Source organism: Vibrio sp. 1457 (genome assembly GCF_033340195.1).
Lineage (GTDB): Bacteria > Pseudomonadota > Gammaproteobacteria > Enterobacterales > Vibrionaceae > Vibrio > Vibrio alginolyticus.
In genome coordinates this window covers 1-13,995 of the sequence record NZ_JAWOWA010000021.1, presented here as the reverse complement: position 1 = coordinate 13,995, position 13,995 = coordinate 1, and the positions used below count along the sequence as shown (strand labels likewise).

Below are 13,995 nucleotides of genomic sequence, written 5' to 3'. Positions count from 1 at the left end.
AAACAGTCCAGTTATAGCAAAACTGTGCCTCTACAATCCGAGCTCTACACCAACAAATTAAACGCGTCTCACCCTACAAATTTTAGTCTTGTTCACAAAATGAATAATAAGCGTCACCTTCATCGGTTTGAAGGCAACAAAAAAGGGAAGCATCAGCTTCCCTTTTAGTTATTTCTTAATCACTTCGAAGAGTAATGAATTACTTTTGAAGCAAAGAAATGTCTGCGATCTGTAGGAACAGGTTACGCAGGTTGTTCAGTAGTGTCAGACGGTTCTTCTTAAGTGCTTCGTCGTCTGCCATTACCATTACGTTATCAAAGAACGCATCAACTGGTTCACGTAGGTCAGCTAGCTTGCTTAGGGCTTCTTGGTAGTTACCTGTAGCAAATGCTGGCTCTAGCGCTTCAGTCATTACTTCAACGCTTTCTGCTAGTGCTTTCTCTGCGTCTTCTTGTAGAAGAGCTAGGTCGATGTCTGCTGCTAGCTCGCCGTCGAATTTCGCTAGGATGTTACCTACACGTTTGTTCGCTGCTGCTAGAGACTCTGCTGCCTCTAGTTCACGGAAGTGTGAAACCGCTTTAACTCGTTGGTCGAAGTCTGCTGGTTTCGTCGGGCGACGCGCTAGAACTGCTTGAATGATGTCTACGCTGAAGCCTTCGTCTTGGTACCAAGCGCGGAAACGACCAAGCATGAACTCGATAACGTCTTGCTCAACGTTGTCGTTGGTTAGGCGATCGCCAAATAGTGACTTCGCTTTCGCTACTAGGTCAACAAGATCTAGGTTGTAGCCGTATTCAACGATGATACGTAGTACACCTAGAGATGCGCGGCGTAGTGCGAATGGGTCGCTGCCTTTAGGCGCTTGACCAATACCGAAGATACCTACGATAGTGTCTAGCTTGTCTGCCATTGCAACTGCTGTTGAAACGCCGTTTGATGGCAGTTCATCACCTGCGAAACGAGGCATGTATTGCTCGTTCAGTGCTACTGCAACTTCTTCTGCTTCACCGTCGTGGCGAGCATAGTGCATACCCATAACACCTTGAGTATCCGTGAATTCGAATACCATTGAGGTCATTAGGTCACATTTTGCTAGTAGACCAGCACGCTTTGATTTCTCAACGTCAGCACCGATTTGCTCAGCAATGTAGCCAGCAAGTTCTGTGATGCGGTCTGTTTTGTCTTTGATCGTACCCAGTTGCTTTTGGAAGATCGCTTGCTCTAGTTCAGGCAGACGGTCGATAAGCGGACGCTTACGGTCTGTGTTGAAGAAGAACTCTGCGTCAGCAAGACGAGGGCGAACTACTTTCTCGTTACCTTCGATTACGTAACGAGGCTCTTTTGATTCGATGTTCGATACGAAGATGAAGTTAGGTAGTAGCTTCTTGTTTTCGTCGTAAACAGGGAAGTACTTTTGGTCACCCTTCATGGTGTAAACCAACGCTTCAGAAGGCACTTTTAGGAACTCTTCTTCGAACTTCGCTGTTAGTACTACTGGCCATTCAACCAGAGACGTTACTTCTTCTACTAAGTCATCTTCTAGGTCAGCGATACCGCCAACCGCTGCTGCCGCTTTTTGTGCGTCAGCTAGGATGATTGCTTTACGCGCTTCGTAATCTGCCATTACTTTACCGCGCTCTTCTAGAATCGCAGGGTATTGCTCAGCAGAATCGATAGTGAACTCTTGCTCACCCATGAAGCGGTGACCACGGATAGTGCGGTCAGAAGCAACACCAAGGATCTCGCCTTCGATTAGGTCGCTGCCCATTAGCATGGTTAGCGTCTTAACTGGACGGATAAATTGAGTCGTTTTGTTGCCCCAGCGCATTGGTTTTGCGATAGGTAGGTTTGCTAGTGCTTTCGCTGCAAGTTCAACGACGATCTCAGACGTTGGCTGACCTTTCACTTCTTGTTTGAACAGTAGCCATTCACCTTTGTCTGTTACCATGCGCTCTGCTTGGTCAACCGTGATGCCACAACCGCGTGCCCAGCCTTGAGCCGCTTTTGTTGGGTTGCCTTCCGCGTCAAACGCTGCAGAAACCGCAGGACCACGTTTTTCAACAACTTTGTCAGATTGGCTGTCTGCTAGTGCTGCGACTTTAAGTGCAAGACGACGAGGTGCCGCGAACCATTTCACGCCTTCATGAGCAAGCTCAGCGCCTTTTAGTTCAGCTTCGAAGTTTGCTGCGAATGCTTCAGCTAGTGTGCGAAGTTGCGTTGGTGGTAGCTCTTCTGTACCTAGCTCGATTAGAAATTCTTTTGCCATGTTACTCTACCCCTTACGCTTGTTCTTTCTTACACATTGGGAAGCCAAGAGCTTCACGCGATGCGTAGTATGCTTCTGCAACTGCTTTCGTCAGGTTGCGGATGCGTAGGATGTAACGTTGGCGTTCAGTTACTGAGATCGCTTTACGCGCGTCTAGTAGGTTGAATGCGTGACCAGCTTTTAGAATGCGCTCGTAAGCAGGTAGTGGCAGTGGCTTTTCAAGCTCAAGTAGCTCTTTACACTCTTTCTCACACTGTTCGAAGAAACCAAATAGGAAATCAACGTCTGCGTGCTCGAAGTTGTAAGTTGATTGCTCTACTTCGTTTTGGTGGAAGATGTCACCGTAAGTCACTTTGCTGCCGTCTGGCGCGATGTTCCAAACTAGGTCGTAAACAGAGTCTACTTCTTGGATGTACATTGCTAGACGTTCAATACCGTAAGTGATCTCACCAGTTACTGGCTTACACTCAAGACCACCAACTTGCTGGAAGTAAGTAAACTGAGTCACTTCCATGCCGTTTAGCCAAACTTCCCAGCCCAGACCCCATGCGCCTAGTGTTGGGTTTTCCCAGTTGTCTTCTACGAAACGGATGTCGTGTACAAGAGGGTCAATACCAAGAACTTCAAGGGAGCCAAGGTACAACTCTTGAATATTGTCAGGCGATGGTTTTAGCGCTACTTGGAATTGGTAGTAGTGCTGAAGACGGTTAGGGTTTTCACCGTAACGGCCATCAGTAGGACGACGTGAAGGTTGTACGTAAGCTGTCGACATTGGCTCTGGGCCAAGCGCTCGTAGACAGGTCATTGGGTGAGAGGTACCCGCACCCACTTCCATATCTAGCGGTTGAACAATGGTACAACCATTTTGAGCCCAATAATCCTGCAGCGCGAGGATCATTCCCTGGAAGGTTTTGATATCGTATTTTTGCATAAGTCAGGTTCGCGCGATTCTCTTGTTACTCGTTAATTCGTCATCTATGCCGAGTTTTTCAACTCTAACAACGGCGATAAAGAGTAATTACGGTTGAATAAATTAACAATCTAGTATAACCAGATATTGAGCATGGGAGTAGAGCTAATCTTGATTAATTCGTGGGCGATTTTCTCCTTTAATGAATTTTTACCGCGTTATCTGCTGTATTTTTCCTAAAAGGGAGTTTTTGCCTGCTTTGGCTCTTGAGAAGCGCAACAAAGGTGGCTAGAATTGCGCCTGTCTTTGGGGAGTAGCTTACCTGATGAAGTTTCTGTTTCATCTGGTTCGTCCGTCAACATAATTGGTGCAAAATCACCATGGCGTTCGAGACTTGAAGCCTTTCAAGTTTAGCAAGACCTTAGACAAATCATCACGAACCGGGGTAGGGGCGTGAGGTTTGTCTTCGGTTAAAAATAATAATCCCTGCCCCAATGAGCATGTCGTGAGCGTTTTAGCTATTTCAATTACTACTGTAGCGTTAGCAGAAATTGGCGATAAGACCCAATTGCTATCTCTATTACTCGCAAGTCGTTACCGAAAACCAATCCCAATTATTGCAGCAATCTTTTTGGCAACTATTGCCAACCACGCTTTGGCTGCATGGTTAGGTGTGGTTGTCGCAGACTATCTATCACCTGAGATTTTAAAGTGGGTGCTGGTGGTCAGTTTTGTCGCGATGGCGGCTTGGGTTCTGATCCCGGACAAACTGGATGATGACGAGCAGATTTCTAATCGAGGCCCATTTATTGCCAGCTTTATCGCGTTCTTCGTTGCGGAGATAGGCGATAAAACTCAGATCGCCACTTCCATTTTAGGGGCGCAATACGCGGATGCGTTAAGTTTGGTGATTATCGGTACCACAATCGGTATGCTGCTGGCGAATGTTCCTGTGGTCCTGATTGGTAAATTGTCGGCCGACAAGATGCCTTTAGGGCTGATCCGTAAAATCACCGCATTTTTGTTTATTGCTCTGGCAATAGGGGCTGCACTGTTCTGATTTTTTGCACGTGAAATGATGTGAGTTATCAATCATTAGTGGCGTGCTGCGCGAGTTCAAACTCTGACTCTAAATCGTTCCGTTGCGTGACGGATGACATATAAGTGTCATACTTGTCATGGTAGTTTAATGGTGTGAATGATAGCGAGAGGGCAAGTTTATGCTTACACGTTACATGGGGATGTCCCCGAAGAGTCAGAGTTATTTATTCACTTTTGGTTTAGCGCTGTGTTTACTAGCGATGGTGCTAACTGATATGTGGTTACCGATTGTAGCAGGATCGTTCGTTCTTACTGGATTGACAGTAGAAGCGTGGATTCGTGTCGCTCACATCATTCCTATGCATGAAGAGATGCGGGCAATGAAGAAACAACTTAACAAGCTCCAATCAGAAGTTCGCACACTCGAATACGACGAATAAACAAACGGCAGCCAATATAGGCTGCCGTTTTTAGTTCGACCAGATTATTCCAATCCTTTCTTGATCAGGTACTGATACGGAACTTGCTCCGTTTGTGCCGCAACTAACTGGTGGTCCATAAAGAGGCAGAAACTCGGAATGTCTCGAGTCGTGGATGGATCGTCTGCTTTGACCAGCAAAATCTCACCATCTTGCATGTTGCGAATTGTCTTCCTGACCATCATCACTGGCTCTGGGCAGCGCAGTCCTTGCGCCTCTAATGTCTTGTTTGCCAGTTCAGGATTAAAGCTCATAGTGTGATTCTCGTAACTAACTGAGCGTTGAATTTTACTTTCGTTGAAAAAATATTCAATAACCACTTGGCAAACCGAAATTTTTGTTTTACCTTAAATTAACAATTTGGTAACAACTGGCAAGGGAGAGGCAATGTTAACAGCGTTAGACAGACTTACGATTTACTCAGTGCTGTGTTTTATCTCGTTCTGTGCATTGGTACTTAGGACGCCAGCTGACACCTCTTTGACGCCTCTCGTAGGCATGGTTGCCACTATTATTGGGATTTGGATCGAGATGCGCAGATGGTCTGGCGCATCTGAGCAAGAAAATTAGCGCTTCTTGCTTGGATCAGAATGCTTTTAATAACGCTCACCTATTTTTTACCGACACTTCATTCCGACACTATCCCCATTTTTCTTGGGCTTCCCCGCTGAAAGGCGGGATTTTTTTTGCCTAAAGAGTACAATTTACCCAAACACATACAAAATAAGTGGCTAATTCGTGGAACTGGAAGATATCTATCGCCGAGATTTAAATTTACTGGTTGCGTTGCGAGTACTGATAGAAGAAAACAGTGTCAGTAAGGCGGCAACACGTCTGAACTTGAGTCAATCGGCAATGAGTCGTGTGCTTGGTCGTCTACGCGACTTATTGGGAGACCCGCTGTTTACTCGTCAGGGACAGCATTTGATCCCAACTCAGAAAGCGTTAGAGATCGATCGCTCATTGGGCGAGCCATTAGAGTCTTTACGTCAGTTGTTATCTCCGGTTGAGTTTGACCCATTGCAATGCGTACAGACTTTCAACATCGTGACCACCGATTATGCCATGCAAACGATATTACCGTTCGCTTTGCCGAGAATTTACCAAGAAGCACCAAATGTGTCTTTCAACTTCTTACCACTGCAACACGACCGTTTATCAGATCAGCTCACTTATGAAGGTGCAGACTTAGCGATTTGTCGCCCGACAGGCCCGGTGGAGCCTCTACGCAGTGAAGTGTTGGGGCGAGTGGGGGTGCTGTGTATGCTTTCAAAACAGCATCCATTAGCGAATAAAGAAATGAGCTTGGATGATTATCTGAGTCATCCACATGCCATGATCGCCATCAGTGATGGTGTTAAGGCACTGATCGAACAAGCTTTGATGGAGAAACCTAAGCGTAAAATGGTTCTGCGGGCTTATCATTTAGAAGCCGCATTGGCGATCATGGATACCTTGCCAATTATCATCACAGTGCCAGCGGACTTGGCGTATCTGGTTGCCGAGCGTTATGACTTGGTGGTGAAACCGTTACCATTCCAATTCACGCCGTTTGAATACTCGATGATTTGGCATGCGCGTTGCGAGCATTCTCCCGCTCAAGAATGGTTAAGAACGATTGTGCGTGAAGAGTGTAGCCGTCTGATAGCTAAACGTATCGAAGATATGGGACTGAACTGCTAACAAAAAAGAGCCAGCAATGCCGGCTCTTCGTCTGTTTACACTGAGTCAGTGTTTATAGCTTGATAACCACACGACCCGTTACTTGACCGTTGGTGATGTCTTCTGCATATTTCGGTGCTTCAGTAAGAGCAACTTCAGTACACGCTTGCTCGAAGTAGCTGTCTGGTAGTAGCTCGACCAGCTTTTCCCATGCTGCGATACGTTTCTCTGTTGGGCACATTACTGAGTCCACACCTTGTAGGCGAACATTACGTAGGATGAACGGCATCACTGTGGTTGGTAGATCAAAACCACCTGCAAGACCACAAGCTGCAACTGCACTGTTGTAATCCATTTGCGCCAATACTTTAGCCAGTACTTTGCTGCCTACAGTATCAACCGCACCTGCCCATACTTGCTTTTCAAGTGGACGTGCTGGTTCTTCAAATTCAGTACGGTCGATGATGCGGCTAGCACCTAGTTTTTCAAGTAGCGGGCCATTTTTTTCTACACGACCTGTCACTGCAGCAACTTTGTAGCCAAGCTGTGCTAGAAGCGTTACTGCGACTGAGCCTACACCGCCACTTGCGCCAGTTACAAGGATTTCACCATTTTCAGGTTTGATGCCTGCATCAAGCAGTGCTTGAACACATAGCATGCCAGTGAAGCCAGCAGTACCAACCATCATTGCTTTCTTGCTGTCTAGACCTTTTGGTAGTGGTACTAGCCAATCTGCTTTTAGACGAGCACGCTGAGACATACCACCCCAGTGGTTTTCACCCACGCCCCAGCCAGTAAGGACAACTTTGTCACCAGCTTGGTAGCGGTCGTCTTCTGAGCTTACTACCGTACCTGCTAAGTCAATACCTGGCACCATCGGGAAGTTACGGATGATTTTACCTTTACCTGTGATCGCAAGGCCGTCTTTGTAGTTTAACGATGAGTAATCAACGTCAATCAGAACGTCGCCTTCAGGCAGTTGTGTTTCATCGATTTGCTCGATGTTAGCGATAGTACGTTTGTCTTCTTGATTTAGAACTAGAGCATTAAACATAAGGTTCTCCGATTGTGCGGTAGCATGACTCTGGGTCACATGCAGCAAGATATCAACTGGTCTAAGTGTATGTCTTCTTTGTCTATGAATAAAATGAAACTTGAGCATTTAATGTATGCTCTTCATGCATGTTTGATGTAAAACAAAAAGGGCGACATCAATTGTCGCCCTTAAGTGTAATACTAAAAATTTTAGTACTAGTTCATTTGCTTATGATTGTTGGCTCGATCACTACAACAACGTCTTGAACTGTTATGGTCGTTCAAATACTGTCGCAATGCCCTGACCCAAACCGATACACATGGTGGCCAGACCGTATTTCGCGTCTTTCGCTTCCATTAGGTTGATCAACGTTGTTGAGATACGTGAACCAGAACAGCCTAGTGGATGACCCAATGCTATCGCACCACCGTTAAGGTTGACCTTCTCATCCATAACATCAAGCAGGCCTAAGTCTTTAGCACACGGCAGAGACTGCGCGGCAAATGCTTCGTTTAGCTCAACCACATCCATGTCTTCAATTGAAAGACCGGCACGCTTGAGCGCTTTTTTCGTCGCAGGTACAGGACCGTAACCCATAATAGAAGGATCGCAGCCCGCAATGGCCATGCCTTTAATACGTGCACGAATCTTCAAGCCAAGTTCATTAGCTTTCTCTTCACTCATGATCAACATCGCTGATGCACCATCGGACAGAGCCGATGATGTACCGGCTGTTACTGTACCGTTTGCAGGGTCGAACACTGGGCGAAGTTGAGATAGACCTTCAACGGATGTTTCAGGGCGAATCACTTCATCGTAATCTAGAGTGAACAGGGTGCCGTCAGCGGCGTGGCCTTCAATTGGTAGAATTTCGTTTTTAAAACGACCCTCTACGGTTGCTGCGTGCGCACGAGCGTGAGAGCGAGCGGCAAACTCGTCTTGTTGCTCACGGCTAATGCCATGTAATTTACCAAGCATTTCAGCCGTTAAGCCCATCATGCCCGCAGCTTTTGCTACGTTCTTTGACATACCTGGGTGAAAGTCTACACCGTGGTTCATTGGCACATGCCCCATGTGCTCAACGCCACCAATTAGGCAGATTTCAGCATCGCCAGTCATGATGGCACGTGTACCGTCGTGAAGCGCTTGCATTGATGAACCACACAAGCGGTTCACCGTCACGGCGCCAATTTCAATCGGCAGGCCCGCGAGTAGCGCGGCATTACGTGCAACGTTAAAGCCTTGCTCTAGTGTTTGCTGTACACAGCCCCAGTAGATGTCTTCAATCTCGCTTGGGTTCACTTGTGGGTTACGCGCAAGAATGCCTTTCATTAGGCGCGCAGATAGATCTTCTGCTCGTGTATGACGGAAAGCACCACCTTTAGAGCGACCCATTGGAGTACGTAGACAATCGACTACGACAACATTTCTTGTTTGATTAGTCATTTTAGAATCCCTCCTTAGATAGAACCTTGCTGTTGTGCACCGTAAAAGCTTTCACCTTTCGCCGCCATATCAATCAGCATTTGCGGTACTTGGTACATCGCACCTAGCTCGGCGTGTTGTTTTGCCATTTCAACGTATTCAGCAATACCCACGCTGTCTAGATAGCGGAATACGCCACCGCGGAATGGAGGGAAACCAAGACCATAAACCAATGCCATATCTGCTTCCTGCGGAGTCGCGATGATGCCTTCTTGTAGGCACAGCACCACTTCGTTGATCATTGGAATCATCATACGTTGAATGATGGTCTGATCGTCAAAGTCCTGCTTATCGGCACAAACGTCAGCAAGTACCGGTAAGATCGCTTCGGAGAAGGTTTTCTTCGGCTTACCTTTTTTATCTATGGTGTAGCTGTAGAAGCCATTACCATTTTTCTGACCATATTTGTCTGCTTCGAACAGTGCATCAATCGCATCACGACCTTGTTTACCCATACGCTCAGGGAAACCGTCAGCCATCACAGCTTGTGCGTGGTGCGCGGTATCAATGCCGACTACGTCAAGCAAGTACGCCGGTCCCATCGGCCAGCCAAACTTACGCTCCATGACTTTGTCGATTTTCGTAAAGTCAGCACCATCACGAAGTAGCATGCTGAAGCCGCCAAAGTATGGGAACAATACGCGGTTAACGAAGAACCCTGGGCAGTCATTAACGACAATTGGTGATTTGCCCATTTTCGCAGCATACGCCACAACACGATTGATGGTTTCATCAGAGGTGTGCTCACCACGGATGATCTCAACAAGAGGCATACGATGCACTGGGTTGAAGAAGTGCATACCACAGAAGTTTTCTGGGCGTTTTAGTGATTTTGCCAATAGGTTGATAGGAATCGTTGAGGTGTTTGAGGTGATAACGGTGTCGTCACCGACATGGGATTCAACTTCACTTAAAACTGCTGCTTTTACTTTCGGGTTTTCAACGACAGCTTCAACAATCACATCAGAGTTCTCAATACCTGCGTAATGTAAGCTCGGTGTGATTGACGCTAAAATACCCGCCATCTTAAAGCCATCAATGCGACCGCGAGATAAGCGTTTATTCAGCAGCTTAGATGCTTCAGTCATGCCTAGGTCGAGCGACGCTTGTGCGATGTCTTTCATCAAGACTGGCACACCTTTTAGCGCTGATTGGTAAGCAATGCCGCCACCCATGATACCTGCACCTAATACGGCTGCACGTCGCGTGTCTTTACTTGCTGACTTCGCTGCTTTTTTCGCAATGCCTTTGATGTATTGATCATTAAGGAATAGGCCAACGAGTGATTTTGCTTCTTCCGATTTAGCCAGTTTCACGAAGTGCTTACGTTCAATGTCTAACGCTTCATTACGTGCAAAGCGAGCACCTTCTTCAATCGTGATAACGGCTGTCATTGGGGCAGGGTAGTGAGGACCTGCTTTTTGTGCCACCAGACCCTTCGCCATGGTGAAGCTCATCATTGATTCAAGCTTACTCAGCGTTAGCGGAGATGTTTTCTGTGCTCGGCGTGCTTGCCAGTCAAGTTTCTCGTTAATTGCAGAGTTAAGAGTTTGTAGTGCTGATTCGTATAAAGCATCAGGCTCTACAACTGCATCGAGTAAGCCAATTTTCAATGCTTCATCAGCTCGGCATGCTTTACCTTGGGTGATTATTTCCATTGCGCTGTCTGCGCCAATAACGCGAGGTAAGCGTACACAACCACCAAAGCCAGGCATGATTCCCAGTTTCGTTTCTGGTAGGCCGATGCTGGTGGTTTTGTCACCAATACGCATGTCTGTTGCTAGCACACATTCACAACCGCCACCAAGAGCGTGGCCTTTGATCACTGAGATGGTCGGAACGGGTAAGTCTTCTAATTTGTTAAAGATGCTATTAGCAAATTGCAGCCATTGGTCGAGCTCGGCATCCGTTTTAGCAAACAGACCTAAAAACTCGGTAATGTCCGCGCCTACAATGAATGCGTCTTTATCTGAAGTGAGCAACAACCCCTTGAGGCCTTGATGGGCAATGAGCGCATCAAGAGCTTTATCTAGCGATTCTAATGTCGCTAGGTCGAGTTTGTTGACGGATTTTGGAGAGCAGAAGTTTAGCTCTGCAATACCATCTTGTATTTCCTTTACCTGTAGGGTTTCGGCTTGGTAAATCATTGTCTATCTCCATGACATACAATCGTGGATTGTCTGTATACCTATTTCAACGACGCCGTGTACCTCGGCAAATAGGTATCGAGGAAGTCGTTTTATTTTTGTTCTGGTTTGACCAGTAAAGTTAGTTTGGATCGTGGATTGTTTAATTTCAATACATTTTTTAAACAAGTGTTTAACATTGTGCGCTGTGGCAGATCTTATGCGACGGGTAAATCACACTCGTGATAGACTTCAGGCAAATAGACATGAATCCATAATCCTATGAATGACAAGCCTTATCTGATTCCAGCAGAGCCCGCTCAATTTGAAGAAGAAATTAAAAAGAGCGTCTTCATTACTTATTTGGCACACACGCCAAGTATCGAAGCTGCAAAAGCATTTGTTGATCAAATCAAAGCTAAACACGCTGATGCTAGACATAACTGTTGGGGCTTTGTTGCTGGTCGACCAGAAGATTCGATGAAGTGGGGCTTTAGTGATGATGGAGAACCTTCAGGTACGGCAGGCAAACCAATCCTGGCGCAGCTGTCTGGATCTGGGGTGGGGGAGATCACGGCTGTGGTCACGCGATACTCTGGTGGAATCAAGTTAGGTACAGGCGGCTTGGTTAAAGCGTATGGGGGTGGGGTTCAACAAGCGCTCAAGCTGCTTCAAACTATTGAGAAAAAAATAACCACAAAGCTCAGACTAACGTTAGACTATGGGTTTATGCCTATCGCACAATCAATCATGCCGCAATTTGGTGCGATAGAAGTCGAGGCTGAATACAGCGATCAGGTCGTATTAGTGGTGGAAATTGAGCTTCGAGAAGTGAGCGCGTTTACCCAAGCAATCATCAATAAAAGCGGGGCAAAGGCAATTGTCACTCCGCTAGACGGACAATAATGAAAAACAGGAAGCAACAGGGACAGCTTCGCTAGTCAATTTATCCATGCAATTTCGTTCAATTATTCGAATCGTCGGGCTACTGCTCGCACTCTTTAGTGTCACTATGCTTGCGCCAGCACTCGTTGCGCTGATCTATCGAGATGGTGCTGGTGTGCCTTTTGTCACGACATTTTTTGTTCTGCTGTTTTGTGGGGCCGTTTGTTGGTACCCAAACCGCAGGTATAAGCACGAGCTTAAAGCTCGAGATGGCTTTCTTATTGTCGTCTTATTCTGGACAGTACTTGGCAGTGCAGGCTCGATCCCCTTTCTCATTGCTGACAATCCGAACGTCTCAGTGACAGATGCGTTTTTTGAATCGTTTTCTGCTCTCACGACGACCGGGGCGACCGTTATTGTTGGTTTGGATGAGTTACCTAAAGCGATTCTATTCTATCGACAGTTACTGCAGTGGTTCGGCGGTATGGGAATCATCGTATTAGCGGTGGCGATTTTGCCAGTACTTGGCATCGGTGGTATGCAGCTTTACCGCGCCGAGATCCCAGGTCCAGTCAAGGATACTAAAGTGACGCCGCGCATAGCAGAAACTGCTAAGGCGCTTTGGTACATCTATTTGAGCCTGACTATCGCCTGTGCTTCGGCTTTTTGGTTAGCTGGTATGACGCCATTTGATGCCATCAGTCACAGCTTTTCCACCATTGCCATTGGTGGCTTCTCTACCCACGATGCCAGCATCGGATACTTTGATAGTTACGCGATTAACCTGATTACGGTGGTTTTTCTGCTTATATCTGCATGTAATTACACACTGCACTTTGCTGCATTTGCATCAGGTGGCGTACATCCCAAGTATTACTGGAAAGATCCTGAGTTTCGCGCCTTCTTGTTTATTCAAGTGCTGCTATTTATCATTTGCTTTCTATTATTACTGAAACATCACTCTTACACATCGACATACGATGCTTTCGATCAGGCTCTGTTCCAAACTGTATCAATATCCACAACAGCGGGCTTTACGACAACAGGTTTTGCGGATTGGCCGCTCTTCTTACCTGTGCTGTTATTGTTCTCTTCCTTTATAGGTGGTTGTGCTGGTTCAACAGGCGGCGGCATGAAAGTGATCCGTATCCTGCTTCTTACCTTACAAGGTGCGCGTGAACTAAAACGTTTGGTGCACCCTCGTGCGGTTTACACCATCAAAGTGGGTGGCAGTGCCCTACCGCAACGTGTTGTCGATGCAGTTTGGGGTTTCTTCTCCGCATACGCATTGGTATTTGTGGTTTGTATGTTGGGGTTGATTGCAACAGGAATGGATGAGCTCAGTGCGTTCTCGGCGGTGGCTGCGACTCTGAACAACCTCGGTCCTGGCTTGGGAGAAGTAGCGCTGCACTTTGGTGATGTTAACGACAAAGCAAAATGGGTATTGATAGTTTCTATGCTGTTTGGTCGTTTGGAAATCTTTACCTTACTTATTCTACTTACGCCGACGTTTTGGCGTAGCTAAGGGGAAATCGTGGCAAAAGCATTATTTCTATACTCTTCCCGCGAAGGGCAGACTAAAAAAATTCTCCACTATATAGATGAACAACTTCCAGACTTCGATTGTGAGCTGGTGGATTTACATAATGTCGAGACGATTGACTTCAGCCAATACGACAGAGTATTGATAGGCGCCTCTATTCGCTATGGCCATCTTAATAAAAAGCTATACCAGTTTATTGAGCGAAACCTCAATCAATTGGAGCAAAATAAAGTGGCATTTTTCTGCGTAAACCTAACCGCTCGTAAAGAGGACCAAGGAAAGGATACACCTGAAGGTAGTGCCTACATTCACAAGTTCCTAATTAAGTCGCCTTGGAAACCAACGCTAATAGGTGTTTTTGCTGGTGCACTTTATTACCCACGTTACAGCTGGTTCGACAGAACTATGATTAGGTTCATTATGTCGATGACGGGTGGCGAAACTGATACGACCAAAGAGGTGGAGTACACCAATTGGGAAAAAGTGGCTCTTTTCGCAGATAAATTCAGAGAACTGTAGAAATAACGTGCTCTTTTGACCGCTTTTGATGCAAATTTATCCG

General features: G+C 46.4%; 13 protein-coding genes. 7 read left to right on the top strand and 6 right to left on the bottom strand.

All coding sequences use genetic code 11. The annotated features are described in order from the left end of the window. Nucleotides 1-199: 199 nt before the first annotated feature. Nucleotides 200-2,266 carry a glycine--tRNA ligase subunit beta gene (gene glyS, locus R7Z41_RS18445; protein ID WP_005378875.1) on the bottom strand — a complete coding sequence of 689 codons (2,067 nt, stop codon included), beginning with the start codon at nt 2,264-2,266 and terminating at the stop codon, nt 200-202. A gap of 13 nt (nt 2,267-2,279) precedes the next feature. Then, entirely contained in the window at nt 2,280-3,197 is a 918-nt protein-coding gene (gene glyQ, locus R7Z41_RS18440; protein ID WP_005451074.1) for a glycine--tRNA ligase subunit alpha, read from the bottom strand. Between the two features lie 484 nt (nt 3,198-3,681). Between glyQ and R7Z41_RS18435 the strand changes: the two genes are divergently transcribed. Further along, the gene (locus R7Z41_RS18435) at nt 3,682-4,236 is read left to right on the top strand and encodes a TMEM165/GDT1 family protein (protein WP_005378877.1); all 555 of its coding nucleotides are present in this window, start codon (nt 3,682-3,684) and stop codon (nt 4,234-4,236) included. Nucleotides 4,237-4,396: 160 nt separating this feature from the next. After that, nucleotides 4,397-4,657 carry a hypothetical protein gene (locus R7Z41_RS18430; protein ID WP_005378878.1) on the top strand — a complete coding sequence of 87 codons (261 nt, stop codon included), beginning with the start codon at nt 4,397-4,399 and terminating at the stop codon, nt 4,655-4,657. A gap of 44 nt (nt 4,658-4,701) precedes the next feature. Here the strand turns inward: R7Z41_RS18430 and tusA are convergent, their stop codons facing one another. Next, complete coding sequence (gene tusA / locus R7Z41_RS18425; RefSeq protein ID WP_225478062.1) at nt 4,702-4,950, bottom strand: sulfurtransferase TusA; 249 nt, start codon at nt 4,948-4,950, stop codon at nt 4,702-4,704. 133 nt (nt 4,951-5,083) lie between these two features. Here tusA and R7Z41_RS18420 point away from each other — a divergent pair, with 133 nt between their 5' ends. Together R7Z41_RS18420 and R7Z41_RS18415 are read left to right on the top strand one after the other, a co-directional pair. Continuing rightward, nucleotides 5,084-5,266, top strand: a complete 183-nt coding sequence (locus tag R7Z41_RS18420; RefSeq protein WP_005378880.1) for a hypothetical protein — start codon at nt 5,084-5,086, stop codon at nt 5,264-5,266. 168 nt (nt 5,267-5,434) lie between these two features. Next, nucleotides 5,435-6,379, top strand: coding sequence for a LysR family transcriptional regulator (locus R7Z41_RS18415; protein ID WP_017821924.1), 945 nt, complete (start codon nt 5,435-5,437; stop codon nt 6,377-6,379). A gap of 52 nt (nt 6,380-6,431) precedes the next feature. On the opposite strand, the gene R7Z41_RS18410 is transcribed toward R7Z41_RS18415, so the two are convergent. The 3 genes from R7Z41_RS18410 to fadB all read right to left on the bottom strand — a co-directional run bounded on the left by R7Z41_RS18410 (nt 6,432) and on the right by fadB (nt 11,026). Further along, the gene (locus R7Z41_RS18410) at nt 6,432-7,412 is read right to left on the bottom strand and encodes an MDR family oxidoreductase (protein ID WP_054730021.1); all 981 of its coding nucleotides are present in this window, start codon (nt 7,410-7,412) and stop codon (nt 6,432-6,434) included. Nucleotides 7,413-7,664: 252 nt separating this feature from the next. Beyond that, nucleotides 7,665-8,840 (bottom strand): acetyl-CoA C-acyltransferase FadA, encoded by a 1,176-nt coding sequence (gene fadA / locus R7Z41_RS18405; protein ID WP_006743176.1) that lies wholly within the window; start codon nt 8,838-8,840, stop codon nt 7,665-7,667. Between the two features lie 14 nt (nt 8,841-8,854). Further along, nucleotides 8,855-11,026: a fatty acid oxidation complex subunit alpha FadB gene (gene fadB, locus R7Z41_RS18400; RefSeq protein WP_065274983.1), complete on the bottom strand. Its 2,172-nt coding sequence runs from the start codon at nt 11,024-11,026 to the stop codon at nt 8,855-8,857. A 261-nt stretch (nt 11,027-11,287) separates the two neighbouring features. On the opposite strand from fadB, the gene R7Z41_RS18395 reads away from it, so the two are divergent. The 3 genes from R7Z41_RS18395 to hemG are packed head-to-tail and all read left to right on the top strand — an operon-like array spanning nt 11,288 to nt 13,952. Continuing rightward, nucleotides 11,288-11,911: a YigZ family protein gene (locus tag R7Z41_RS18395; RefSeq protein WP_005378891.1), complete on the top strand. Its 624-nt coding sequence runs from the start codon at nt 11,288-11,290 to the stop codon at nt 11,909-11,911. Nucleotides 11,912-11,957: 46 nt separating this feature from the next. Next, nucleotides 11,958-13,415, top strand: a complete 1,458-nt coding sequence (locus tag R7Z41_RS18390) for a TrkH family potassium uptake protein (RefSeq protein WP_005378893.1) — start codon at nt 11,958-11,960, stop codon at nt 13,413-13,415. Between the two features lie 9 nt (nt 13,416-13,424). Beyond that, on the top strand, nt 13,425-13,952 hold the full coding sequence (gene hemG, locus R7Z41_RS18385) for a menaquinone-dependent protoporphyrinogen IX dehydrogenase (RefSeq protein WP_054577148.1): 528 nt from the start codon (nt 13,425-13,427) through the stop codon (nt 13,950-13,952). Nucleotides 13,953-13,995 lie beyond the last annotated feature (43 nt).

Bases quoted from the DNA above. Each gene is read 5' to 3' on its own strand.
- glyS (WP_005378875.1), bottom strand. From the start codon at position 2,266: ATGGCAAAAGAATTTCTAATCGAGCTAGGTACAGAAGAGCTACCACCA.
- glyQ (WP_005451074.1), bottom strand. From the start codon at position 3,197: ATGCAAAAATACGATATCAAAACCTTCCAGGGAATGATCCTCGCGCTG.
- R7Z41_RS18430 (WP_005378878.1), top strand. From the start codon at position 4,397: ATGCTTACACGTTACATGGGGATGTCCCCGAAGAGTCAGAGTTATTTA.
- tusA (WP_225478062.1), bottom strand. From the start codon at position 4,950: ATGAGCTTTAATCCTGAACTGGCAAACAAGACATTAGAGGCGCAAGGA.
- R7Z41_RS18420 (WP_005378880.1), top strand. From the start codon at position 5,084: ATGTTAACAGCGTTAGACAGACTTACGATTTACTCAGTGCTGTGTTTT.
- R7Z41_RS18410 (WP_054730021.1), bottom strand. From the start codon at position 7,412: ATGTTTAATGCTCTAGTTCTAAATCAAGAAGACAAACGTACTATCGCT.
- fadA (WP_006743176.1), bottom strand. From the start codon at position 8,840: ATGACTAATCAAACAAGAAATGTTGTCGTAGTCGATTGTCTACGTACT.
- fadB (WP_065274983.1), bottom strand. From the start codon at position 11,026: ATGATTTACCAAGCCGAAACCCTACAGGTAAAGGAAATACAAGATGGT.
- R7Z41_RS18395 (WP_005378891.1), top strand. From the start codon at position 11,288: ATGAATGACAAGCCTTATCTGATTCCAGCAGAGCCCGCTCAATTTGAA.
- R7Z41_RS18390 (WP_005378893.1), top strand. From the start codon at position 11,958: ATGCAATTTCGTTCAATTATTCGAATCGTCGGGCTACTGCTCGCACTC.